Raw genomic sequence first — 24,035 nt, 5'->3', positions numbered from 1 at the left:
GGGGCACGCCGCGGAGGGGGACGCCGTGGACGTGAGGCGGATCATCATAGCCACGCCGGGGCCTCCCGGAAGAGGGGGTGAAGCGCACTCCTTCCGCTGCTCGCGCTGCTGTTCGACGCCGCCCGGCCCGGGTCGTCGCCGCGCCCGCGCCGCCGACCCCGCCGGGGGCCTCCGGGCGGCCGCCCTCAGCCCCGGCCGTCGAGCTCCGCGATGGTCTCCACCAGCCACGACCGCTCGGCCGCGGTGGACGCCCTGGCCACCAGCAGCACGCCGCGCCGGAACGGGTTCGGTTCGCGTTCGGCGGTGACGGGCCGGCCGTCCCCGTCCTGGAAGAAGCTGCTCGGAGCGTCCAGGAAGGCCAGCCGGCGCCGGAGCACCGCGGCCTGTCGCCGCGGGTCCGCGAGGTGGTGCAGGAAGGCGGCGAGGGCGAAGAACCGGATCTGGTCGGAGATCTCCACCTGCTCCGGGTCGGCCACTCGCCGGCGCAGCTCGGCCCGGCCCTCCTCGGTGAGCTCCAGCGTCTGGCGCGGTGCGGCCCCGGTGCCCGGTTCGGTGCGGCGGCGCAGCTGGCCGGCCTTCTCCAGGCGGGTGATGGCGGGGTAGAGGGCGCCGTCGCTGACCGGCCGGACGTGCCCGGTCAGGGCGGTGATCCGGGACTTGAGTTCGTAGCCGTGCAGCGGCTGCTCGTACAGGAAGCCGAGGATCGCGAGGGTCAGCACGATCGAAGCCCTTTCGTCGGAGTGCGCCGGTGGCGCGCTCATGTTACCTCTTGTCGAGGTGGATCGATTAGAGGTATCTCTATTCGAGGCATCGCGCCGCCGACGGTCGAGGCGGCCGTGCGAGACGACGGCCGCCCGCGCGGGTGGCGGAACGGGGGAGCACCATGCGCGAACACCTGTCGCGACTGACCGCACTGGCCGGACCGGTCTACGCCGAACTGCTGTCCGGGGTGATCGCCTCGGTGATCGGCGCCTACTGGGTGGCCGGGCTCGGCGGGGCCGCCGTCGCCGCCGTCACCCTGGCCGGCACGGTCGAGAACCTGCTGCTCGGGCTCGTCCTGGTGGTCGGCTCCGGCACCAGCGTGCGGCTCGCCCGGGCCCTCGGCGCCGGCGACCGCGAGGACGCCGCCCGCACCACCCACGCGGCCTGGCGGCTCTGCGCCGCGGGCGGCCTCCTGATCGCCGTCCCGGGCTTCCTGCTGCGCGATCGCCTCGCCGGCGCCTTCCTGGACGGCGAGGCGGCCGCGCTCGCCGTCGACTACTTCACCGTCGCCCTCCCGGCCTTCGTGCTGTTCTGCGGCCAGCGCGTCGCCGACGAGCTCTTCAAGGGCGCCGGGGACACCCGCACCCCGATGCGGATCGCCCTGCTCTCCAACGCCCTGCTGCTCCTCCTCGACCCGTTGCTCGTCCTCGGCCCCGGCCCGCTGCCCGCCCTCGGCGTCACCGGCGCCGCCCTGGCCCTGACCGCCGCCCGGGCCGTCGCCCTCGCCGTCACCTGGCGACTGCGGCCGCGGACGGCCGCACCCGACGGGGGAGTCCGCGCGGCAGCCGGCCGGATCGTCCGCGCCGGGGCCCCGCTCGGCCTGGACTTCACCACCCGGATGGCCGTCGGAACGGCCCAACTCGCCCTGGTGGCGGGCTTCGGCGTCGCCGCGGTCGCCGGGTACGGCATCGGCTACCGCGTCCTGCTGGTCGTCACGATGTCCTTCTACGCGCTGCGCCAGGCCGCCGCCATCGAGGCCGCCCGCCTCGTCGGTGCCGGGCTGACGGCCGAGCTGCGCCCGCTGCGGCGCGCCACCGTGCGTCTCGCCGCGCTGCTGGGTGCGCTCGCCGCGGTGCTGTCCGTGGTGCTCGCCGCCCCGCTGACCGCGCTGTTCACCGACGACCCCGCGGTGGCCGCGCAGTCCGTCGGCTTCCTGCGGATGGCCGCGTGCTACCTGCTCCCGTACGCCCTGGTGGTCGCCCTCGGCGGCCTGCACCAGGCGGCGGGGGCCGGCCGGGCCCTGGCGCTCTCGGTGCTGATCGGCCTCGGGGCGCAGCTCGCCGCCTCCGTGGGCCTGGCCGGGCCGCTGGGGGTGACCGGGGTGTGGGTCGGCCCGGCCGTCGGCGCGGTGGTGCAGCTGGCGCTGCTGCTGCTCCTCACCCGGCGCCCGCCGTCGCCGTCCGGGTCGTCCGGGTCGTCCGCGGTGACGGCGGCGACGGCGGCGACGTCGGCGGCGGTAGGGCCTGAGGTGCCGGTGCCGGCGGGTGAACTCCCCGCCGGGGCCCCGTGATCCGCCGACCGACTGCCCCCGTACGGCCTGCCGGCGGTCCGTCAGCCCGTGCGCCGGACGTGCTCCGCGGCCCGGGCGTCCGGGAGCCGACGCCCGGGTGCCGGTGCCCGGGCGCCACGACGCAACGGGCCTGCGCCTGCCGCCGCGGCTGCTCGGCCGGTGCGTGATCCGGGCGCAGGGGCCCGTGAGGGTGGCCTACGGCCTGAGCGCCGGCCGGTGATCGTCCGCCGGCGCGCCGAGGTGCGCGTCGAGGGTGGCCCGCAGCAGCGGCTCGAGGTCGTCGCCGCCGGTGACCAGCCGCAGGCTGCCCCAGGTGCGCAGCTGGGCGAGTCCGTGCAGGTTCGCCCAGAGCGCGGCCGCGGCCGGAGCGGGCTCGGCCTGGTCCTGGCGCACCTCGCCGACCAGCCGGGCGACGGTGCGGAACATCGGCAGGGTGGTGTGGCGGAGCTCGGTTCCGCTGCCCTCCAGCAGGTCGTGGCGGAACATCAGCTCGAACATGCCGGGATTGGCGGCCGCGTAGCCGAGGTAGGCGCGGGCCAGCGCGACGAGCCGGTCGCGGGGGTCCGCGCCGGTGGCTGCGGCCAGTGCGTCGGCGCCCGCCATGGCGTCGGTGAGGCGGCCGAAGCCCTGCCGGGCGACGGCGGAGAGCAGTTCCCGGTGGGTGGGGAAGTGGCGGCGCGGCGCGCCGTGCGAGACGCCGGCCCGGCGGGCGATCTCGCGCAGACCGAGGGCGTGGACGCCCTCGGTGGAGACCAGTTCGACGCCGGCCGCCACCAGGCGGGCGCGCAGGTCCGTGTCCGGATCGTTCATGGACAGTGTCTACCAGGCCCGGTAGACACTGTCTACTCGCGGTCGGCGCGGTGCCCCGGCAGAATCGGGGCCATGGACGAAGGCGGCGAACCGGCCTGCTGGCTGGACCGGGTCTGCCCGGAGTGCGGGCGGTTGCGCGACCGGCCCGGGCCCGGGCGCTGTGAGAGCTGCGGCGCGGTGGACGCGGAGTCGGCGGAGGCGGTGCCGGAGTCGGCGGACGCGGAGCCGGAGGAGGAGCCTTCCGCGGGGTCGGGGGGCGCCTGACCGGCTGACCGGTCCGGCCGGAACGCCCCGGCCCCGGTCCGGCCGGTTCTTCCGGGCGGACCGGGGCCGCGGACCCGCAGCGGGGCGGGCTACTGCTGCTGCGGCGGCTGGTCGCGGAACTGGTTCTTCGCCTGTTCCTGAGCAGCGTCGACCTGGCCGCTGTACCTGCCCTGAGTACGGTCGTCGACGGCGTCCCCCGCCTTGTCGACGGCCTTCTCGGCCTGGTCCTCGTGGCCCTTCAGCAGGCCCTTGAGCTTATCCATCATGGACATCTGGTCACACTCCCGGATCAGTCGGCCCCACTCCTCCAGCATCACCGCGTTCGCCGCCGCCCGCATCCCGCGGTCGCGTGGCGGGCTTGGCAAGGTGGTTCCGGTCATGTCAAATCGGGGTTCACGGATCGTCGGAAGGAGTCGCCTTGAAGCTGCGCGCCCGTCGTCTCACCGCACCGCCCCACCTCCCGCACACCCCGATCGACCAGTCCGCGCCGATACCGCGCCCGCGCACCGCCGGCCGCCGCCCCCACGCCGCCGCCCGCGGCGCGGGCGCCGCGCTGACCGTCACCGCCCTGGTCGCGCCCCTGCTGCTGGCCGGTGCCGGCAGCGCGGCCGCCGACCCGGATCCGGCGCAGCGCGGCGCGAGACTGGCCGCCCGGCTGGTCGAGGCCGCCGACGCCGAGACCGCGCGGGACGACCTGGCCGCGCTGCAGCGGTTCGCCGACCGCAACGGCGGTACCCGGGTGGCGGGTTCGCCGGGGCACGAGGCCTCCGCGCGCTACGTCTACGAGCAGGCCCGGCGGGCCGGACTCAAGGTGTCCCGGCAGGAGTTCGAGTACACCTTCTTCGAGGCGCGCTCGCAGCGGCTGTCGGTGCTCTCACCGCAGGCAGAGTACGTCCCGCTGATCGCCATGACGTACTCCGTCGGCGGCCCGGAGGCCGGGCTGGAGGCCGAGTTGGCCGTCGCCCCGGTCGGCGCCGCGACGGGTTGCACGCCCGCCGACTACCCGGCCGGCGCGTTCACCGGCCGGATCGCGCTGATCCTGCGCGGCGGGTGCAGCTTCGCCGCCAAGCAGGCTGCGGCTGCCACGGCCGGTGCGGTGGGCGCCGTGATCTACAACAACACCGACGGGGACCTCAACGGCACCCTCGGCGATCCGGCGGCCGGGCGGATCCCGGTCGGCGGGATCACCCGGGCGGCCGGGGAGGCGCTGGCCGCGAAGGCCGCCGCGGGGCCGGTCCGGGTCAACCTGGACGTCCGCACCTTCATGGAGCCGCGCAAGACCTGGAACGTGCTCGCCGAGACCCGCGGCGGGGACGAGGCGAACACCGTCATGATCGGGGCGCACCTGGACTCCGTCCCGGCGGGGCCCGGCATCAACGACAACGGCTCCGGCTCGGCCGGCATCCTCGAGGTCGCCCGCAACCTGAGCGTCCACCCGGTGCGGAACAAGGTCAGGTTCGCCTGGTGGTCCGGCGAGGAGTTCGGACTGAAGGGTTCGGAGGCGTACGTGAAGTCGCTCTCCGACGCGGACAGGAAGAAGATCCGGCTCTACCTCAACTTCGACATGATCGCCTCCCCCAACTACGCGCAGTTCGTCTACAACGGCTCGGGCAGCAGCGGCGGCCCGGCGGGCCCCGCGGGCTCGGCGCAGATCGAGCGGGACATCACCGGCTACCTGGACGGCCGCCGCCTGCCGCACGAGCCGACCGCCTTCAGCGGCCGCTCCGACTACGGCCCCTTCATCGACGCGGGCATCCCGGCCGGCGGCACCGACACGGGCGCCGAGGTCGTGAAGTCCGCCGAGCAGGAGGAGCGCTACGGCGGCACGGCGGGCACCGCCTTCGACGCCTGCTACCACAAGGCCTGCGACAACCTGGGCAACATCGACATGGACGCCTTCGACGTCAACATCGACGTGATCGCCCAGGCCGTCGGCACCTACGCCTGGGACCTCTCCTCGCTCGACCGACCCGTCCCGCCGCAGCGCCCCGCGGGGCAGGGCGGCGCCGGTATCAGCGGCGGCCACGCCCACGAGGTGGCGGCCTGACGCCCGGGTGGGCCCGCTGCCGTCCTCGGGCGGCGGGCCCACCCGCCCCGTCGTACGCTCATCGGCCCCTCCTCTCGGACACGGCGCCCCTGGTCGGGCCCGGGTGCGTGCACCGTAGCGCAGGGCACTGACAATCCGGCCCCGGGGCCTGTACGGTGCCGCGCGGGGCGCATCCGCCGAGACCCGGGGGGTGCGCCGAGTCCGGTCCTGACACCATGGGACCTAGATCACGACACCGTGAGACCCTCGGAGGAGCAGCACCATGAGCACGCACTACGACGTCGTCGTCCTCGGCGCCGGCCCCGGCGGCTACACCGCCGCCGTCCGCTCCGCGCAGCTCGGCCTGAAGACCGCCGTCATCGAGGCCAAGTACTGGGGCGGCGTCTGCCTGAACGTCGGCTGCATCCCCTCCAAGGCCCTGCTGCGCAACGCCGAGCTCGCCCACATCTTCACCAAGGAGGCCAAGACCTTCGGCATCAAGGTCGAGGGCCAGGTGACCTTCGACTTCGGCGAGGCGTTCCGCCGCAGCCGCTCGGTGGCCGACGGCCGGGTCAAGGGCGTCCACTACCTGATGAAGAAGAACGGCATCACCGAGTACGACGGCTGGGGCACCTTCGTCGACGACCACACCCTGCAGGTCGCGCTCAGCGGCGGCGGCTTCGAGGTCGTCACCTTCGACCACTGCGTCATCGCGGCCGGCGCCACCACCCGCCTGCTCTCCGGCACCAGCCTGAGCGAGCGCGTGGTCACCTACGAGGAGCAGATCCTCACCGAGCAGCTGCCGGAGAGCATCATCATCGCCGGCGCCGGCGCGATCGGCGTCGAGTTCGCGTACGTGCTGCACAACTACGGCGTCAAGGTCACCATCGTCGAGTTCCTCGACCGCGTGGTGCCGCTGGAGGACGTCGAGGTCTCCACCGAGCTGGCCAAGCAGTACCGCAAGCTCGGCATCGAGGTGCTCACCTCCACCCGGGTCGAGTCGATCGACGACAGTGACCCGAACGCCAAGGTCCGGGTCACCGTCACCAAGGACGGTCAGCAGCAGGTGCTGGAGGCCGACAAGGTGCTCCAGGCGATCGGCTTCGCGCCGCGGGTCAACGGCTACGGCCTGGAGAACACCGGCGTCAAGCTGACCGACCGCGGTGCCATCGCCGTCGACGGCCGCGGCCGCACCAGCGCCGGGCACATCTTCGCGATCGGCGACGTGACGGCCAAGCTGATGCTCGCGCACGCCGCCGAGACGATGGCCGTGATCGCCGCCGAGACCATCGGCGGGGCGGAGACCATGGAGGTCGACTTCGCCATGATCCCGCGCGCCACCTACTGCCAGCCGCAGATCGCCTCCTTCGGGTACACCGAGGCCCAGGCCCGTGAGCTCGGCCACGACGTCAAGGTCGCCAAGTTCCCGTTCACCGCCAACGGCAAGGCCCACGGCCTGGGCCACCCGATCGGCTTCGTCAAGGTCATCAGCGACGCGAAGTACGGCGAGCTGCTGGGCGCGCACCTGATCGGCCCCGAGGTCACCGAGCTGCTGCCCGAGCTGACGCTGGCCCAGCAGTGGGACCTCACCGTCCACGAGGTCGCCCGCAACGTCCACGCGCACCCCACCCTCGGCGAGGCGGTCAAGGAGGCCATCCACGGCCTGGCCGGCCACATGATCAACATGTGACCGCGGCCCGCTGACGGCCCCTCCGGCGCCCGCCCGCCCGCACCCGGGAGCATCCCGGTAAACCGGGTGCGCGGGCGCCGGTCCCGTTGGCAGGATGCCGGGATGACCTCACACTCCGCTGCTCGTGACTCGCTGGAGGGCCTCGCCCTCGGGGACGGATTCGGGGAGCGCTGGTTCCCGCTCTTCCGGCCGGCGCAGACGGCGATCCCGGAGATCCGGGCCCGGCGGGTGCCGCAGGAGTCCCCCTGGCACTGGACCGACGACACCGCGATGGCGCTGTCGGTCTACGGGATCCTCACCGCCTTCGACGCCGTCCACCAGGAGCGCCTGGCCCGCGCCTTCGGGGCCACCTACCAGGCCGACGCCTACCGCGGCTACGGCCACGGCATGCACCTGCTGCTGCCCGAGCTGGCCGCGGACGCCGGGAGCTGGCGCACCCGGGCCCGGGACCTGTTCGACGGGCAGGGCAGCCTCGGCAACGGCGCCGCCATGCGCGTGGCGCCGCTGGGGGCCTGGTTCCACGAGGACCTGGACGAGGCGGCGGAACAGGCCGTGCTCTCCGCCGAGGTCACCCACGCGCACCCGGAGGGGACGGCCGGCGCGACGGCGGTCGCCCTGGCCGCCGCGCTCGCCGCCCGCGGCCGCTCCGGGGCCGCCGCTCCGGCCGGTGCGGAACTGCTCACCGAGGTGGCCGACCGGACACCCCGCGGGGAGGTCCACGAGGGCCTGCGCCGGGCCGCCGGACTCCCGGCCGGCACGGAGCCGTGGCGGGCGTCCGACCTGCTCGGCAACGGTCAGCGGATCACGGCCGCCGACACGGTGCCGTTCGCCCTGTGGTCCGCCGCGCACCACCTGGACAGCCTCACCGACGCACTCTGGACCACCGCGGAGGGGCTCGGCGACGTGGACACCACCTGCGCCATCACCGGCGGCGTGGTCGCCGCCCGCACCGGCCTGGCGGACGTCCCGCAGGACTGGCTGTCCCGCCGCGAACCCCTGCCGGACTGGGTCGACGCCGCCGAGGCCGAGCTCCCGTAACCCGCCGCAGCCCCCCGGCCCCGCTCAGCCCCCCCGGCCCGGTGGGGGCCGGGGGAGCGGGGGTCACATCGTGCCGGTGAAGAGCAGGGCGACGAGGGTGCCGTCGGCGTCGCGGCCCTCGAGGCAGAGGGCGGCCTCGGCGGAGACCGGGAAGGCGAGGAGGTTGGCGCCCGTGGTCTCGTCGATCGGGAGGTCGACCCAGGCGGGGGCGCGGCCGGCCCCGTCGGGGGTGGCGAGCCCGGCCTCGACGCGGGCGACCAGCGCGTCGAGGTCGGCGAGGCCGGCGGGCCGCGGGCGGCCGGGGGCGAAGGCGTCCATCGCCGTGGCGTCCCAGAGGAAGCCGAGGTCGGGGCCGAGCGGCTGGTAGTCCTCGACGGCGTCCTCGAACTCGGCCTCGGCGATCACCTCGGGTGCGGCCAGCGGGACGAGCACCAGTGTGACGGCCGGCGTCTCCCGGCCGGTCTCGGTGTCGTGGGTCCGGACGACGCCGACGTGGACGGGGTGCCGGCCGGCCGGCACGCCGGAGCACTCGGAGAACTCCGACGGGTCCGGGGAGCTGAAGACGAGGTTGGAGACGACCGTGAGGTCTCCGGCGTGGTGGAACTCCTCGGGGCGGTCGCAGGAGTACGCGACGTGTTCGTCGGCGAGCTGGTGCAGCAGGGTGTCGATGTCCATGGGCGCACATCCTGGCGGACGGCACCGACAACCGGCCGCGCGGGTGTCACCGGGCCGACGGGTCCGCCCCGGCGGCCCGCTGCCGGGTGCTCGGCTCCGGGGTGTCCGCGGCGGTGAACGGGCCCTCGTCGACGAACCGTTGCAGCCAGTGGGCGAAGGCGCGGGCGTCGGCCTGCGGCCAGGAGGCGAGCGAGTCGTCGATGCGGGCCGCGAGCCGCCGCCGGGCGACCTGCACGGCCTCCCGACCTCGGTCGGTGAGGGCGAGCAGGGTCGCGCGGCCGTCGGCCGGGTCGGACTCGCGGCGCAGCAGGCCGCCCCGCTCCAGCCGGTCGGCGCGGCGGGTGACGGTGGTGCGGTCGAGTCCGACCTCGCGGCCGAGGTCGGCCGCGCTGCACGGGCCGGTGCGGGCCAGGCCGCTGAGCACGGGGTAGGTGAGCTCGTCCACGGACTCGCCGAGTCCGTCGGTGAGGTGGGCGTAGAGGCCGGCCCGGCTGCTGCGGCGCAGGAGCAGTCCGAGGGCGTCGGCGATCTCGTCGCCGGTGGTGTGGGGTGGCTGGTTCGTCACCCCAGCAGAATAGCGTGCGCGGGGCACGCTTTGCTGGTAGCGTGAGAAGCGTGCTCAAGGCACGTAAATTCTGCGAGGCAGTCCCGTACATCCCAGGAGTCCCGATGAACCGCACCGACATCCGCGCCGCCCTGACCGACCTGATCCTCACCCCGGGCCTGAGCCTGGACGAGGCCGCCGACCGCCACTTCGCCCCCGACTACCGCCAGCGCACCGACGGCGAGTGGGCCGACCGGCGCGAGTTCCTCGACCACATCGCGCACCTGCGCTCGGTGGTCGCCGGCGGCACGGTCGAGGTGCACGACGAGCTGGTGGTGGGCGACCGCTACGCGGACCGGCACACCGTGGAGGTCACCAAGAAGGACGGCTCCACCGTCCGCATGGAGGTCTACCTCTTCGGCGAGTTCGCCCCGGACGGCCGGTTCCGCCGGGTCGAGGAGACCACGCTGATGCTCGTGGGCGCGGAGCGCGACCGGAACCTCGGCAGCGCCCGCTGAGGGGGCCCGCCGCGCCGCCGGGGTGCTGTTCCGCCCGGAGTCGCGCCGCCGGGGTGCTGCGCCGCCCGGAGCCGCGCCGCCCGGGGCCGTGCCGGCGTCAGAGCCGGTCGTAGACGGCCGAGAGGCGGTGCAGCACCTCGGCGGCGCGTTCGAGGGCTGCGGCGTCGTGGTCGGCGAGGTCGGTGTGCAGCGCCTCGGTGAGCGCCTGCTGGCGCTGTCGGTGGCGCTCCCGCCCGGCGTCGGTGAGGGTGACCACGACGGAGCGCTTGTCCTCGGGCGGTCGGGTGCGGGTGACGTAGCCGGCCGCGACCAGGCCGTTGACCAGCTGTGTGGTGGCGGCGCCGGTGGTCTCGGTGCCCGCCGCGAGTTGACCGATGGTCAGCGGACCCTGGTCGGCGAGGGTGCGCAGGGCGCGGGCGTGGGTGAGGGAGAGGGCGCCGGGGGTGCGGGTGGCGCGGCCGCGCAGCCGGGCGTCGGCGGCGCTGAGGCGGTAGGCGGCCCGGGCCAGGAGGTCGAGCGCCCGGGCGCGGTCGGGTGTCGGCGGCGTGGCGGTCATGCGGGTTCTCCCGGGTCGGTTCGGCGGTGGGGTGGGCGGCTTGACAGCAGCTTAACCTAAGTACTTAATGACTAAGTACTTAGCTGTTGGCCGGGTCGACCGGTCGGCAGCACGTCACGCAGGAGGAGGACCGTCATGACCATTCGATCGACCGGCCAGAACTGGGCCCTGGACATCGCCCTCGCCCAGGGCGGCTTCGACGCGCTGCACCCCGAGGCCGTCGGGACGATGGAGCAGCTCGGCCACGACCACACCGACTTCGCGAAGGTCTTCGCGCTGGTCCGCAGCGGCGCGATGCTGCCCAAGGCCTGGGCCACCGTGGCCGGTCAGGCCGAGGAGCGCGCCGCCCACCACGAGCGGGGCGGCTTCGCGCAGACCGCGGCCGACCTCTACCTGCGGGCCGCGGTGATGTGGGGGCGCGCCCAGTACTCGCTCTTCGACGCGGAGGACCCCCGCAAGCTCGCCATGCGCGAGCGCGCCAACCACTGCGTGGAGCGCCTGGGCGCCCTGCGGGACGGCCGGGTGCGGCGCGTGGAGCTGGACTTCGAGGGGTCGCGGATCCACGCCCTGCTGCACCTGCCGGCCGGGCGGGTCGAGAACGCGCCGGCGGTCATCCTCGGCCCGGGGATGGACATGATCAAGGAGGACTACATCTGGGCCGCCGAGCGCTACTACACCTCCCGCGGGATGGTCGCGCTGTCCATCGAGGGGCCGGGCCAGGGTGAGAGCCGGGCCGGCGGCCTCACCGTGGACCTGGGCAACTACGAGCGGGCGATCGGTCGTTACCTCGACCACCTGGCCGCGATGCCGGAGGTGGACGCGGGCCGGATCGGGATGTTCGGCATCTCGATGAGCGGCTACTGGGGTTCGCGGGCCGCCGCCACCGACCGGCGGCTGTCCGCGCTGGCCGCCTTCGAGGCCGTCACGGGCGACTTCGCGACCATCTTCGAGCGCGCCCAGCCGACCTTCAAGAACAACTACATGTACATGGCCGGGTACACCGACGAGGAGGCCTTCGACCGGGACCTCGCGCACCGGATGCCGCTCGGCGAGCTGGTCGCGGACATCACCTGCCCGGTGCTGTACGGCATCGGCGAGTTCGACGAACTGACCGAGCTGGGCCAGGCCCTGGCGAACTTCGAGCTGATCCGGGCGCCGAAGGAGCTGCGCGTCTACGAGGACGAGTTCCACCCGCTCGGCGGGGTGGCGGCGGAGGCCTTCCGGTTCGGTGCCGAGTGGCTGGAGCGTGCCCTGGCCGGCGAGTTCCGGGAGCCGGGCCGCGACGTCCGCCACTACGTCCACCGGGACGGCCGCACCACCGACGGCGGCGCCGACCCGGTCTGGTGGCTCGGCGCCGCCCCGACCCGGCTCGTCGAGGCCCGTCGGGGCTGACGGCCGCGGGGCGTCGGCGGCCCCCGGGGGCGGCTGTCGGGCCCGGACGGCTGTGGACGCCCCCGGGTGTCGGCGGGGTGGCCCCCGGACGCTATGTTTGAACGTGTTCAATACCGGCGTTCGGGGGGATCGACCATGGCCAGGCAAGCAGTACCGCAACGGGCCCGATGGCTCGCCGCCGCAGCCGCGGCACTCTGCGCCGCACCGGCCTGCCTGCTCCTGGCCGGGGGCGGGGAGGCCGTCGCGGGCCTGGTGGTGCTCGCCGCCGCGCTCCCGGTGGCCGCGCCGCTGGCGTTCCGCCGGGACCGGATCGCGTTCCGCACCGCCTGCGGCGCGGCGGCGGTCGTCGCCGGGCTGGTCACCCTGCTCTGCATGCTCCTCGGCCTGGCGGTGCTCGGCTGGCTCGGTCTCCTCGCCGGCGCCTGGATCTGCATGTTCGGCCCGGCGCTCGTCGTCCTGCTGGCCGCCCGCCACCTCGCCCGCCCGATGGTGCGCGGTCGCGCGGTGACGGCGCTGGGCTGGTCGGCGGCCGCACTCGCGGCGGGTACCTGGGTCTATCCGGCGGTCGCCCCGCTGGTGCGCCCCCACGTCACCCAGGCCGACGGCTACGTGGTGGTGATCGGCCCGGACGGCCCGGCGGTGAGCCGCGGCATCGAGGCCGCCACCTGGGCGGCCGGCGAGATCGGCCCGGGCGCCCAGGTGCTCACCCTGTGCATGGCCGGCACCGGCGTGGCCGACACCCGGCTGCTCGTGCGGATCCGGTCGGGTACCCCGGGCGGGGAACGCGACCGGATCCGCACCCGGGCCGGCGCCCTGCCCGGGGCCGTCGAGGTCCACGAGCACCACGACGGTCAACACGTGACGTGCTGAGCGGGCGCGCCCGCGAAAACCGTTCGACAGCGGGTGGGCCGGCTGGCAGTCTGCGCGCATGACCCACGGAATCGAGTCCCACACCACCCGGTGAGCGCCCAGGACGAGCGCCACGCGCTCACCCTCCCGCCCGCCGCACCCGCACTGTACGCCCTGGCCGTGGAGGTGCTGGCCGCCTCCCCGGACGGCCTGCCGCCCCGGCGCGGGGGCTTCCTCCAGCCCGCGAGGGCCGCGAGCTCCGCGGGTTCCGGGAGCCCCGCGGAGTCCGGTGGGCCCCCGGAGCCCGGGAGTCGAGCGGAGCCACTGCCCCGGGCCGAGGCGCTCGCCGTCCTCCGGGAGGCCCTCCACCCGCTCCCGGACGGCCCGGCCGCCCTGCACCGCCGCCTTGCGCGTCCAGGGCTCCAGGACCACCACCGGTACCTGATCCGGCAGGTCGTCGCCGAACTTCCGCTCCCCGCCGGGCGGTCGGCCGAGGCCCGGACCCTGGCCCGGCGGCTGGTCCGCACGGGCACGACCACGCTCGCCGTCACCGTCGGCCTCGTCCTGCTCGCCCGCACCGGCGAGCCCGAGGACGTGCCGCAGCTCGCCGTCCTCGGCCGCTTCCGGGAGTTCACCGGCCCGGCCGTCGATGCCCTCGACCTGCTCGACCGCCCGACCGCCGGGCTCGTCCACCTGGGCGTCGGCGCCCGTCGCGACCTGTTCCGTCCGCTGCTGCGCGCTCTGCGGGCCGGGGACGACCCGGCCGTCCGCGCGGCGCTCCTGGCCCTGCCGGACCCGCCGCGCGAGCTCCCCGCCGCGACCGCCCGGCGGATCGTCGAGGCCTCCCGGCTGCCCGGGCTGATGGACCGCCACCCCATCGACCCCGACCTGCTCGCCCTGGCGGGCGCCCTGCTCGTCCGGATGGCCTCCTCCCGCCACGACCCGGCGGACCTGCTCGCCTGCCGGGGCGTGCTCGGCCTCTACCGCCGCGTGGTCACCGCGGCGGCCCGGCTGCCGGCCACCGTCGACAACGCCGCGATGCTGCTCTCGCTCGCCCTGGACCTGAGCAGTGGCGCCGGTGTGCTGCTGGACTGGCCGCCCGGGACGCGCACCGCGTTGCTGGAGTCGTTGGGCCGGCTGCTGGCGCAGCCGCGCTGGGCCGCCGTCGGCACCCGCCCGCAGGACGCGGAGCAGCGCCCGCGAGCGGCCTGGATCCGCCGCGTCGGGCGGCGCCCCTTCGAGCGGCCGGACGGCGGCCCCGGCCGCGGGCCCGCCCTGCGCGTCGAGGTGGTGGCCGGCGACCCGGCGGAGCGGGCGGCGGTCGAGACCCGGATCCTGATCGACGGCCGTCCGGTCGTCCCGGCGCTGTTCGGCCGCGGCCCCGCCGAACCGCCCGAGGCGCTGCTGGAAGGGGGATTGCTACGGGCCGCGGCGGAGCCGCGCGAGGTGCGGCTCGCCGAGGCGGCCTGCGCCGAGGGGTGCTGCGGCGCGCTCTACGTGACCATCCGTCGGGTCGGCGGTGAGGTGGTGTGGGACGGCTGGCGGAGCCCGTGGCACGACCGGGACGCGGGGGAGCCCGACCCCGGCCCGCCCGCCCGCCGCTTCGACGCCGCCGCCTACGACGCGGAGGTCGCCCGCGCGGAGTCCGATGACTCCTGGTCCTGGCCGGCCCGGCGGACGGCCCGGCTGGTGACCGCCGCACTGGACGAGTCGCCCGGGCTGCTGGGCCGCTGGGGTGTCCGCCGCGGCTGGATCGGCACCGACGCCGACGACCCGGACGTCGTCGTGGTGACCTTCTGGCGCCGGCCGGGCGAGGCCTCGGGCGAGGGCGGCGGCGCGGACGGGGCCTCGGACGAGGCGCGGGGGAGCGGCAGGCCGCAGCAGTTCCGCTGGACGCTGCCGGACGACGGCACCCCGCCGCAGCCGCGGGCCGCCGCGATCCTGCGCCGTCTCGCGCAGGAGGACCCGACGGTCCACGCGCAGGCGTGCGGCTGAGACACGGGCGCCGGGAAGTGTTGGGAAACTTTCCTAACCATACCCATTGACGGGTGGTCATCACGTGGGGATCCTGAACTCCGCGTCTCCGGTGGCCACCCGCGTCGCGCGCCCTCCCCTCCACCCGGTCAGAGAATCGAGTAGACGTGCGCCGACTCACCTCCGCCCTCGCCGCCGCCGCGCTGGCGCCGACCGCCCTGGCCCTCGCCCCCGTCGGCACCGCGGCCGCGGGCACCCCGCACGCCGCCGCCGGGCCCGGCGCGATGGCCGCCGCCCCGTACGAGTACCTCGGCTGGGGCAACCCGCAGAAGCCCACCGACGTGATGGCGGCCACCGGCGTCACGTGGTTCACGCTGGCCTTCATGCTGTCCGACGGCACCTGCAACCCCAAGTGGGACGGCAGCCGGGCCCTGCGCGGCGGCTCCGACGAGGCCGCCATCGCGTCGATCCGTGCGGCCGGCGGCGACGTGGTCGTCTCGGTCGGCGGCTGGAGCGGCAACAAGCTCGGCGAGAAGTGCGGCAGCGCCGCCGCACTCGCCGGGGCGTACCAGAAGGTCGTCGACGCCTACCACCTCAAGGCGCTCGACATCGACATCGAGAACACCGAGTTCTCCAACGCCACCGTCCGCCAGCGGGTCGTCGACGCCCTGAAGACCGTCAAGGCCAGGAACCCCGGGCTGGTCACCTACGTCACCATGGGCACCACCCCGAGCGGCCCGGACGCCAACGGCAAGGACCTGATCCGTCGGGGCGCCGCCGCCGGCCTCGCCAACGACGGCTGGGTGATCATGCCCTTCGACTTCGGCGGGCACAGCGGAAGCATGGGCCAGGCCAGCGTCAGCGCCCTGGAGGGCCTGAAGGCCGCGGTGAAGTCCGCCTACGGCTACGGCGACGACGCCGCCTACCGGCACATCGGCGTCTCGTCCATGAACGGCGTCACCGACGAGGCGGACGAGACCGTCACCACCGGCGACTTCCAGACCATCCTGGGCTACGCCCGCCAGCACCACATCGCCCGCTACGCCTTCTGGTCCGTCAACCGCGACCGCGGCTGCTCCGGGGGCGGGTCCGACGCCTGCAGCGGCATCAGCCAGTCCCCGTACGCGTTCACGAAGATCGTCGCCCAGTACAAGGGCTGACCGGTCATCGGTCATCGGTCATCGGTCAGCCTCGGCCTCGGCGTCGGTGCCTGCCGCCGCCCCCGGGGCCAGGGCCAGGTGGGTGAGGACCGCGCCGACGGCGGACATCACCGCCAGGACCACGCCGAGCGTGTGCAGGGCGCCGGTGAGACCGGCGGTCAGGGCCGGGTGGTGCGCGGCCGGCACCCGGCCCTGGACCGCCAGGGCCGCCACCCGCGCCGCGTCCCCGGGGGAGAGGCCCGCGCCGTCCAGCCGGGCGGCGGTCAGCGTGCTGAGCAGTGCGGCGGCCCCGGAGACGGCCACCGACTCGCCGGTGACGCGCATCGTGTTGAAGACGCCCGCGGCCGCTCCGGCCTGCTCGGGCGGCACGGTGCCGACGGCCGCGTCGTCCATCACCCCGAACGCCAGCCCGACACCGGCCCCGAAGGGCAGCAGCGGCACGGCCAGCGCCGCCCACGACCCGTCGGCCCGCACGGTCGTCAGGAGCAGCGCGCCCACCACGATCAGCACGGAGGCGGCGGTCAGCACCGTCCGCACGGAGCAGGCCGCGGCGAGGCGGGCCGCCGGCAGCGGCAGCAGCAGCACGGGCGCCGTCATCGGCAGCAGGAGCAGCGCGCTGGTCAGGACACTCCGGCCGCCGACGCCCTGGAGGTAGGCCGGCAGGTGCACCAGCAGCACCACGAAGCCGAGCGTGACGGTGAACGGCTGGCACATCAGGGCGAGGAAGGCGGGGCGACGGAACAGCCGGACGTCGACCATGGCGCGTCCGGCCCGGCGCTGCTCCACCACCACGAAGAGCGCGACCAGCAGGAGCGCGCCGGCGAGCGGCAGCAGGGTGCCCGGGGCCGTCCAGCCGGCCGTGGTGGCCCGGACGAGCGCGAACGACAGGGCGCCGAGGCCGGCGGTGAAGCAGCCCAGCCCCGGCAGGTCGACGCCGGGGTGCCCGGGGTCGCGGGACTCCGGGGCCCGGGTGGCGCACAGCCACGCGGGCACGGCCAGCGCGGCCACCAGCAGGAAGACCGACCGCCAGCCGGCCGCCTCCACCAGTGCGCCCGCGGCCATCGGGCCGATCGCCAGGCCCGTCCCGAAGGCGGTGCCCAGGACGCCGAAGGCCAGCCGGCGGCGCCGCCCGGACGTGGCGTTCGCCAGCACCGCCGCCCCCGAGGCCAGCACCGCCGCCGCCCCGCACCCCTGGACGGCCCGGGCCGCGTCGGCCACCGCCATCGAGGGCGCCAGCGCGACCACTGCCGACAGGGCGCCGACCAGCGCGATGCCCGTCAGCAGCACCCGGCGCCGGCCGATCCGGTCGGCGAGGCCGCCGGCGGCCAGCGGCAGTGCGGCGAAGGTGATGTTGAAGGCGTTCAGCATCCACTGGGCGGCGCTGACCGAGGCGCCCAGGTGGGCGGTCATGCTGGGCAGGGCCACGGCGGCCCCGGTCACCGAGAACGGCAGCATCAGCGCGGAGCAGCCGACCGCGCTGACGGTGGCCCAGTAGCCGGGCGGTGCGGGTGCGGCGGCCGGCGCGGTGGCGTCCACCGGGCGGGGGTGTGCGCGGTGCGGGGCGTCCGGGGGCAGGGCATCGGCGTGCGGGGCGTCCAGGGGTGGGGCATCGGCGTGCGGGGAAGCGGTCATGGCGCCGATCGTCCGCGGGCGCCGCCCGGCGGTTGAAGGGAGCCGCGTTCCCTGGGAGTGGCAGGGCCACCCTCCGGCCTCGGCGGCCCGGGCCCGCCCGCCCATACTGGAACGCATGCCCGACCCGATCATCCTCACCAACAGCCTCGGTGACTACCTGCGCAGCCGCCGGGCCCTGGTCTCGCCCGAGGACGTCGGGCTGCCGCCGACCGCCCGGCGCCGGGTCCCCGGCCTGCGGCGCGAGGAGGTCGCGGAACTGGTCGGCCTCAGCACCGACTACTACGTCCGGCTGGAACAGGGGCGCGCGGAGCGCCCGTCCGACGAGGTCCTCGACGCGCTCGGCCGCGCGTTGCGGCTCGGCCCGGCCGAGCGCGCCCACCTGTACGACCTGGCCCGTCCGCCCCGCCGCCGTGGGGGGCGGTCGGCGGCGGTCGGACGCGAGGAGGTGCTGCGTCCCGCGCTGCACCGCGTGGTGGCGGCGATGCCGACCACCCCCGCCCTGATCATGAACGAGCGCAACGACGTGCTGGCCTGGAACGCCCTGGCGGCCGCGCTGATCGCGGACTTCCCCCGGCTGCCGCCGCGCGAGCGGAACATGGCCCGCCGGATCTTCCTGGACCCGGCGGCGCCGGCCGTCCACCTCGACTGGGAGGAGGCCGCGCGGACCACCGTCGGGGTGCTGCGGATGGCCTCCGGGCGCCGGCCGCACGATCCGGAGCTGGTCCGCCTCATCGGTGAACTCTCGCTGGGCAGTGCCGAGTTCCGCACCCTGTGGGCCGGCCACCACGTGCACGAGAAGACCTGCGGCCCCAAGCGCTTCCGGCATCCGGTGGTCGGGGACGTGACGCTGGACTACGAGACCTTCCGGGCGCCGGGCGCCGCGCACCACCTCCTGGTCGTCTACACGGCGGCGCCGGGCAGCCCGGACGAGCGCGCGCTGCACCTCCTCGCGGCCCTGGAACCCGGCCCGGTGCGGGCCCCGGGGCAGGACCCGGAGCAGGAACCGACGCGGGGCCTGACGCGGGATCTGACACGGGACCGGGCGCAGGGGAGGCCGGAGCGGGCCCGGGTGTGACCGGCCGGGGCGGGTGGCTGCGCCACTCGCCCGTTCAACTGCAACTCGGCTGCCCCGGCGGCCGGTTGCGCCACTCGGTTAGGCTGCCGTCATCGACCGGCCGGTGGGGCGGCGTGCGGTTCCGGGCGGCGCGCGGACCGGCGCCCGGCCCCACCGGGCGGCCGCCCGGCGTCGTCCCGCGGGGCGGCCGCAGGCGTCACACGCATCCAGGAGGTGTCATGCGCATGGCTACTGCAACCCCGACCCAGAGCGTCGCCGTCAGCGTCCGACTCGTGCGACTGGTCGAATCGGTGCGAGCGGCCGTGCGGAGCTGTACCTCGCCCGCCGGGACGGCCGCGGCCGTGGCACACCGCCTGCGCCCCTTCCTCGACCACCCCGACCTGCTGACCCCGGACCAGCACGAGGGGGACCGGGCGCACTACCGCCAGCACGTCCTGCACGTGGAGCCGGACGGCACCTTCTCGGTGGTCGCGCTGGTCTGGTACCCGGGGCAGCGGACGGCGATCCACGACCACGTGTCCTGGTGCGTCACCGGGGTGTACGAGGGCGTCGAGCAGGAGACCCGCTACCGGGAGGTGCCCGCCGGCGACGGCACCCGCCTGGTGGTGACCGAGGAACTGGTGAACGCCACCGGCGACGTCGTCGGCATCGCCCCGCCCCACGACATCCACCGGGTCAGCAACGGCGGGGACCGCAAGGCGGTCTCCATCCACGTGTACGGGGCGGACATCGGCCGGCTGGGTTCCAGCATCCGGCGCGTCTACGAGGACCCCGCACCGACGGAAGGCTAGGGCGTCTCGCCCTCGCCCTCGGTGTCGATGTGGGGGAGGATCCGGTCGAGGAACCGGGGTGTCCACCAGGCGGCCGCGCCGAGCAGGGTCATCACCGCCGGGACGAGCAGCAGGCGCACGACCGTGGCGTCCACCAGGACGCTGACGGCGAGGCCGAGCCCCATCATCTTGATCACGATGTTGTCGCTCACGATGAAGGCGGCGAAGACGCTCACCATGATCAGGGCGGCGCAGGAGATCACCCGCGCGGTGATCTCCAGCGCGTGGGCCACCGCGTCGTGGCTGCGGCCGGTGCGCAGCCAGGCCTCGTGGACGCGCGAGAGCAGGAAGATCTCGTAGTCCATGCTCAGGCCGAAGACGATCGCGAACATCATCATCGGCACGTAGCTCTCGATCGGCACCTTCCCGGAGACGCCGAGGGCCGGCCCTCCCCAGCCCCACTGGAAGACGGCCACCACGACGCCGTACGAGGCCGCGATCGAGAGCAGGTTGAGCACCGCGGCCTTGACGGCGACGAGCAGGCCGCGGAAGACGACGAGGATGATCAGGAAGGCGAGGCCCACCACGACGGCGATGATCAGCGGCAGCCGGCTGGACACGATGTCCAGGAAGTCCACCTGCGCCGCGGTGTTCCCGGTGACGTAGGTGGTGGCGCCGGTGCCGGCCACCGCGTCGGGCAGCACGGTGTCCGACAGGTGGTTGACCAGGTCGGTGGTGCTGCGGTCCTGCGGCGCGCCCGCCGGGATGACGGTGTTGAACAGCACCGCGCCGTCCGGGCTGGTCTGCAGCGGGGTGGCGCTGGCCACGTCGGCCAGGCCGGTGAGCGACTGCTGGACGGCGGTCTGCACCGCGGGCCGGTTCGCGGCGGGCACGGCGCTCTGGTCGACGACCACGGTGAGCGGCCCGTTCGACCCGGGGCCGAAGGCCGCGGACATCAGGTCGTAGGCCCGCCGGTCGGTGAAGCTGGTGGAGTCGGCGCCGTCGTCGATGTGACCGAGCTGGATGGAGAACAGCGGGATCGACAGCACCACGAGGACGGCCACGCCGGAGATCAGGTACGGCCACGGGTTCGCCTCCACGCGGCGGGCGTAGCGGTGCCAGGTGCCGGTGGCCTCCGCGCCCGCCGCGCCCCCGGTCTCGGCGATCGGCCGGCGCACCGTGAACCGGTCCATCCGGCGGCCGATCAGCCCCATCAGGGCCGGTAGCAGGGTGAGTGCGCCGAACACCGCCGAGACCACGGTGACGGCGGCGGCCGCACCGAGTTTGGCGATGAAGGAGATGCCCGAGACGGACAGCCCGGAGAGCGCGATGATCACCGTGCAGCCGGAGACCAGCACCGCCCGCCCGCTGGTGGCCACCGCCTGCCCGGCGGAGGCCACCGGGTCCACGCCGTCCATCAGGTTCTGCCGGTGCCGGGTGAGCAGGAAGAGCGCGTAGTCGATGCCGACGCCGATGCCGATCATCGTCGCCAGGGTGGGGGCGACGGTGGCGAAGGTGGACAGCGCGGCGATCAGCCCGAGCACGCCGAGGCCGACGACAGCGGCGAACAGCGCGGTCAGCAGCGGGAGCCCGGCCGCGATGAGGCTGCCGAAGCCGACCAGCAGCACCACGATCGCGACGGCGAAGCCGATCGCCTCGCTGGTGCGGTCGTCCGGGGCGGGGCGGGCCAGTTCGCCGAGCGGGCCCCCGTACTCCACCTGCACGCCCGCCTCGCGCAGCGGTGCCACGGCGGTGTCCACACCGGTCAGGTACTCCGTCCCGAGCAGCGTCGGGTTGGTGTCGAAGCGGACGGTGATGTAGCCGGTCTGGCCGTCGGCGGACAGCGGGCCGCCGGGCGGGGCGGGCTGACCGGCCGGGGGCAGCGGGCTCTGCACGGACAGCACGTGCGGCAGCTGCTGCAGGGCGCCGACGGTCTGCGCGACCTGGTTCGGGAAGTCGGTCAGCGGCTGGGCGTCGTGCAGGACCACCTGGGAGCTGGTGCCGGCGGCGGCCGGCTCGTGGGCCTGCAGGACGTCCCGGCCCTGCTGCGCCTGGGTGCCGGGGAGCGAGAAGTCGTCCGAGTAGCTTCCGCCGACCGTCTTGTTGGCCGCCTGGACGCCCGCCAGGGCCACGATCCACAGCACGATGACGATCAGTGAGTGGCGCGCGCACCACTCGCCCAGCCGGCGCAGCGCCGCGCGCTTGGCCGGGGGCGCGGCGGTCGGCGGGGTACGGCGGACGGGCGGCGGCATGGACGGCTCCTGGGGCTCTGCTCTGCGGGTCGCCGATCCGGCGGAGTCTCCCCGTGGTGCGGGGCCGGGCAACGGTACCGGCGGGTAGTCGCCCCGTCGGCCCTGTCGCCCGAGCCGTGCCCCGCGCCCGCCCCCCGCACGCCCGCCTCCTCCCGCGCGCCCGCCCGGCCCGGCCGCCGAGCCGCCCGCGGCCCGGCCCGGCCGTGCCGCGGGGTCAGCCCTGCCGCTCGGGCCCGCCCAGGAGCGGCGTCCGGACCGGGGCCGCGGCGCCGACCAGGACGACGAGTTCGTGGCCGCCGGGGTTCGTCTGGACCGGGAGGGTGCGCCAGTTGTTGGCCAGCCAGACGTTGCCCGAGGGGTCGATCTGGACCCCGGTGTTCCGCTCCAGCCCGTCGCTGGTGTACCCGGTGTCGGCCGGGGAGATCGGCTGCCCGGTGCCGACGCCGGGCGGGCAGGCGGACGTCCTGACGCCGCACAGCCGGGCGACGCGGTGGCCGCCGAAGTTGGCGACCCACACCGTGTCGTCCCCGTCGACGGCGAGGCCCCAGGGCAGGAACAGGCCCCCGTTGTCGAAGGGCTGCGCTGCCGGAAGGCCGTCGGCACCGATCATGGTGACCGAGGTGCCCGGGAGCGGGCCGGCCCCACCCGCGACGACGTCCGCGACGGCGTCCGCGAAGCCGGCCGCCGTGGCGTCCTCGCAGGGGACGGGGAGCACCCCGCTGTTGGACACCCAGGCGTTGCCCCGGCTGTCCGTGGCGACGCCGAGCGGATGGTTCAGGCCGCCGCCGGAGACCAGTCGCTCCGGGGTGCCGTCCGGGGCCAGGACCTGCACGTTGTCGCTGCCGTTGCCCGAGACCCAGAGCCGCCCGGCGGGGTCGACGGCCGCGCCGAAGGGCTTCACCAGCCCCGGCACCGGGATCTCCCGGGCGCGGGCCGCGTCGCCGTCCGGGACGCGGGTCACGCTGCGGCCGCCGCAGTTGGCGACCCAGACGGTGCCGGAGCGGTCGGCGGCCATGCCCTGGGGCTGGACGATGCCGCCGCCCCGCCAGCCGTCCCGCGGGGAGAGCGCGGTGCCGTCCGGGGCGAACTGGGAGACGCTGCGGTAGAAGCGGGAGGGGTCGAGGGGGCAGCCGGAGCCCTGGAAACCGAAGTTGCCGACCCAGGCGTCGCCGCGCGCGTCGACGGTGACGCCGAACCCGGCGCCGTAGAGCCCGCCGCCGCGGTAGGGCGCGCCGGGGGCGTCCTGGCCGGTGGGGGTGAACTTGAGCAGGGTGCGTCCGCCGCAGACCGATTCGGCCGGGTCGGCGCCGAACCGGTAGTTGTTGCTGACCCAGACGTTGCCGTCGGCGTCGAAGGCGAGGTTGCCGGGGCCGTCGAGCTCGTGGCCGTTGCCGTCGTAGCGCAGGGCCACCGTCCAGGCGTCGGGGGCGGCGGGCAGCGCGGGCAGGTAGCGCGGGGTGGTCGCGGCGAGCGCGAAGAGGGCGCCGACGTCGTGGCCGGGGGCGTGGGCGAGGTCCACCGCGGCCTGCAGGGTGGTCCGCGGCCGCTCGCCGCCGGGCGGCCGGGCGAGGTCGAACAGCTGTCGGCAGGCGTCGCCGGTGACGCAGGAGGCGAGCAGGTTGGCGAGGGTGTTGAACTCGGCCATGGTCGAGGTGCGGTCGCCGTTCGGCGGGGTCGCGAGCACGGGTGCGACGTCGCCGGTGCCGGTGTCGGCCAGGTTGTGCGCGATCGCGGCGGCGTTCTGCAGCCCGGGGGAGGTGCCGGCGATGCCGGCCGGTCCGGTGAAGCGGGCCAGGGCGTACGCGACGGCGACGGTGGTGCGCTCGTTGACGACGACTTCGGGCGGTGCGGCGGCGCCGCCGAGCACCGCGGCGAGCGTGACCGGCCCGTCCGGGGAGTCGCCGCCCGGCCCGTCCGGGGACGCCCCGCCCCGGTGCTCCTGGCCGGGCTGCCGGTCGGCCAGCAGGTAGAGCACGGCCCGCGGGTCCGCGGGCCGGCGGTAGTCGAGGGTGAAGCGGCCGTCCTGCCCGCTGCGGGCCCGGGCCAGCACCCGGGGCCGTCCGCCCGCCTCGTCGCCGGCCTGGTACAGCGTCACCTCGGCTCCGCCGAGCGGGGTGTCGCCGCTGCGGACCACGCCGCACTGGTGGTCCGGCCCCCAGCCGGGCGGGCCGGCCGGGGCGGCCTGGGCCGGGCCGGCGGCGAGCTGGGAGAGCAGGGCTGCGGTCAGCAGGACGCCCTGGCGTCGGCGCATGGGTGGCTCCGTTCGGTCGCGGACGGGCGGTCGGCCCGTCCGCGACCCGTCACGGTCCGCGGACCGGGCCGCCGCCGTATACCTGCCACACCGGGGGCTTCGAGCGTGCGACCGGGCGCGGGACGCGGCCGAAATTGCCCGGGACGGGTGAGCGCCGCCACCGCCGGCGGCAGGGGCTCGGCCCCCGCCGCGCGTGGTTCAGAGTCGTTCGAAGCCGCGGCGGCGTTCCCAGTCGGTGACGGCCCGTTGGTGGGCGGCGAGTTCGGTGCGTCCGGCGTGGGTGTAGT

Annotated in this window: 21 protein-coding genes; 12 read left to right on the top strand and 9 right to left on the bottom strand. The window is 75.6% G+C overall.

Features of this window, described 5'->3' with window-relative positions; translation table 11 throughout:
• Positions 1–185 precede the first annotated feature (185 nt).
• On the bottom strand, positions 186–719 hold the full coding sequence (locus AB0N04_RS33240) for a PadR family transcriptional regulator (protein ID WP_360216676.1): 534 nt from the start codon (positions 717–719) through the stop codon (positions 186–188).
• Positions 720–883: 164 nt separating this feature from the next.
• Here AB0N04_RS33240 and AB0N04_RS33235 point away from each other — a divergent pair, with 164 nt between their 5' ends.
• Complete coding sequence (locus AB0N04_RS33235; protein ID WP_360216596.1) at positions 884–2,272, top strand: MATE family efflux transporter; 1,389 nt, start codon at positions 884–886, stop codon at positions 2,270–2,272.
• A 195-nt stretch (positions 2,273–2,467) separates the two neighbouring features.
• Here AB0N04_RS33235 and AB0N04_RS33230 read toward each other — a convergent pair whose 3' ends face one another.
• A complete protein-coding gene (locus AB0N04_RS33230; RefSeq protein ID WP_360216592.1) occupies positions 2,468–3,082 on the bottom strand; it encodes a TetR/AcrR family transcriptional regulator in 615 nt (204 codons plus the stop codon).
• 72 nt (positions 3,083–3,154) lie between these two features.
• On the opposite strand from AB0N04_RS33230, the gene AB0N04_RS33225 reads away from it, so the two are divergent.
• Positions 3,155–3,346 (top strand): hypothetical protein, encoded by a 192-nt coding sequence (locus AB0N04_RS33225; RefSeq protein ID WP_360216589.1) that lies wholly within the window; start codon positions 3,155–3,157, stop codon positions 3,344–3,346.
• An 89-nt stretch (positions 3,347–3,435) separates the two neighbouring features.
• Here the strand turns inward: AB0N04_RS33225 and AB0N04_RS33220 are convergent, their stop codons facing one another.
• On the bottom strand, positions 3,436–3,618 hold the full coding sequence (locus AB0N04_RS33220) for an antitoxin (protein WP_360216586.1): 183 nt from the start codon (positions 3,616–3,618) through the stop codon (positions 3,436–3,438).
• Between the two features lie 296 nt (positions 3,619–3,914).
• Between AB0N04_RS33220 and AB0N04_RS33215 the strand changes: the two genes are divergently transcribed.
• The 3 genes from AB0N04_RS33215 to AB0N04_RS33205 all read left to right on the top strand — a co-directional run bounded on the left by AB0N04_RS33215 (position 3,915) and on the right by AB0N04_RS33205 (position 8,100).
• Complete coding sequence (locus tag AB0N04_RS33215; protein WP_360216673.1) at positions 3,915–5,393, top strand: M28 family peptidase; 1,479 nt, start codon at positions 3,915–3,917, stop codon at positions 5,391–5,393.
• A 262-nt stretch (positions 5,394–5,655) separates the two neighbouring features.
• Positions 5,656–7,062 (top strand): dihydrolipoyl dehydrogenase, encoded by a 1,407-nt coding sequence (lpdA, locus tag AB0N04_RS33210; protein WP_360216583.1) that lies wholly within the window; start codon positions 5,656–5,658, stop codon positions 7,060–7,062.
• A gap of 102 nt (positions 7,063–7,164) precedes the next feature.
• A complete protein-coding gene (locus tag AB0N04_RS33205) occupies positions 7,165–8,100 on the top strand; it encodes an ADP-ribosylglycohydrolase family protein (RefSeq protein WP_360216580.1) in 936 nt (311 codons plus the stop codon).
• Between the two features lie 63 nt (positions 8,101–8,163).
• Here AB0N04_RS33205 and AB0N04_RS33200 read toward each other — a convergent pair whose 3' ends face one another.
• Complete coding sequence (locus AB0N04_RS33200; protein ID WP_360216577.1) at positions 8,164–8,775, bottom strand: hypothetical protein; 612 nt, start codon at positions 8,773–8,775, stop codon at positions 8,164–8,166.
• 46 nt (positions 8,776–8,821) lie between these two features.
• Entirely contained in the window at positions 8,822–9,340 is a 519-nt protein-coding gene (locus tag AB0N04_RS33195) for a MarR family transcriptional regulator (RefSeq protein WP_360216574.1), read from the bottom strand.
• Between the two features lie 104 nt (positions 9,341–9,444).
• Here AB0N04_RS33195 and AB0N04_RS33190 point away from each other — a divergent pair, with 104 nt between their 5' ends.
• Positions 9,445–9,837, top strand: coding sequence for a nuclear transport factor 2 family protein (locus tag AB0N04_RS33190; protein ID WP_360216571.1), 393 nt, complete (start codon positions 9,445–9,447; stop codon positions 9,835–9,837).
• Positions 9,838–9,934: 97 nt separating this feature from the next.
• Here the strand turns inward: AB0N04_RS33190 and AB0N04_RS33185 are convergent, their stop codons facing one another.
• A complete protein-coding gene (locus AB0N04_RS33185; RefSeq protein WP_360216568.1) occupies positions 9,935–10,393 on the bottom strand; it encodes a MarR family transcriptional regulator in 459 nt (152 codons plus the stop codon).
• 135 nt (positions 10,394–10,528) lie between these two features.
• On the opposite strand from AB0N04_RS33185, the gene AB0N04_RS33180 reads away from it, so the two are divergent.
• The 4 genes from AB0N04_RS33180 to AB0N04_RS33165 all read left to right on the top strand — a co-directional run bounded on the left by AB0N04_RS33180 (position 10,529) and on the right by AB0N04_RS33165 (position 15,768).
• Positions 10,529–11,785 carry an alpha/beta hydrolase gene (locus AB0N04_RS33180; protein WP_360216565.1) on the top strand — a complete coding sequence of 419 codons (1,257 nt, stop codon included), beginning with the start codon at positions 10,529–10,531 and terminating at the stop codon, positions 11,783–11,785.
• 135 nt (positions 11,786–11,920) lie between these two features.
• Positions 11,921–12,655 (top strand): hypothetical protein, encoded by a 735-nt coding sequence (locus AB0N04_RS33175; protein WP_360216562.1) that lies wholly within the window; start codon positions 11,921–11,923, stop codon positions 12,653–12,655.
• A gap of 90 nt (positions 12,656–12,745) precedes the next feature.
• Positions 12,746–14,629 carry a hypothetical protein gene (locus AB0N04_RS33170; RefSeq protein ID WP_360216559.1) on the top strand — a complete coding sequence of 628 codons (1,884 nt, stop codon included), beginning with the start codon at positions 12,746–12,748 and terminating at the stop codon, positions 14,627–14,629.
• A 146-nt stretch (positions 14,630–14,775) separates the two neighbouring features.
• Complete coding sequence (locus AB0N04_RS33165; RefSeq protein WP_360216556.1) at positions 14,776–15,768, top strand: chitinase; 993 nt, start codon at positions 14,776–14,778, stop codon at positions 15,766–15,768.
• Between the two features lie 18 nt (positions 15,769–15,786).
• On the opposite strand, the gene AB0N04_RS33160 is transcribed toward AB0N04_RS33165, so the two are convergent.
• On the bottom strand, positions 15,787–17,400 hold the full coding sequence (locus AB0N04_RS33160; RefSeq protein WP_360216553.1) for an MFS transporter: 1,614 nt from the start codon (positions 17,398–17,400) through the stop codon (positions 15,787–15,789).
• Between the two features lie 115 nt (positions 17,401–17,515).
• Here AB0N04_RS33160 and AB0N04_RS33155 point away from each other — a divergent pair, with 115 nt between their 5' ends.
• Positions 17,516–18,475 carry a helix-turn-helix transcriptional regulator gene (locus AB0N04_RS33155; protein WP_360216550.1) on the top strand — a complete coding sequence of 320 codons (960 nt, stop codon included), beginning with the start codon at positions 17,516–17,518 and terminating at the stop codon, positions 18,473–18,475.
• A gap of 224 nt (positions 18,476–18,699) precedes the next feature.
• The gene (locus AB0N04_RS33150; RefSeq protein ID WP_360216547.1) at positions 18,700–19,266 is read left to right on the top strand and encodes a cysteine dioxygenase family protein; all 567 of its coding nucleotides are present in this window, start codon (positions 18,700–18,702) and stop codon (positions 19,264–19,266) included.
• Here the strand turns inward: AB0N04_RS33150 and AB0N04_RS33145 are convergent.
• Both AB0N04_RS33145 and AB0N04_RS33140 read right to left on the bottom strand, forming a co-directional pair.
• Positions 19,263–21,497, bottom strand: coding sequence for an MMPL family transporter (locus AB0N04_RS33145; RefSeq protein ID WP_360216544.1), 2,235 nt, complete (start codon positions 21,495–21,497; stop codon positions 19,263–19,265). The genes AB0N04_RS33150 and AB0N04_RS33145 overlap by 4 nt on opposite strands.
• Before the next feature lie 214 nt (positions 21,498–21,711).
• Positions 21,712–23,748, bottom strand: a complete 2,037-nt coding sequence (locus AB0N04_RS33140) for a hypothetical protein (protein WP_360216541.1) — start codon at positions 23,746–23,748, stop codon at positions 21,712–21,714.
• Positions 23,749–24,035: the final 287 nt, after the last annotated feature.

Origin of the sequence: Kitasatospora sp. NPDC051702, from assembly GCF_040681575.1 — a bacterium.
Classification (GTDB): Bacteria; Actinomycetota; Actinomycetes; order Streptomycetales; family Streptomycetaceae; genus Kitasatospora.
This window is presented reverse-complemented; position numbering and strand designations above follow the sequence as displayed.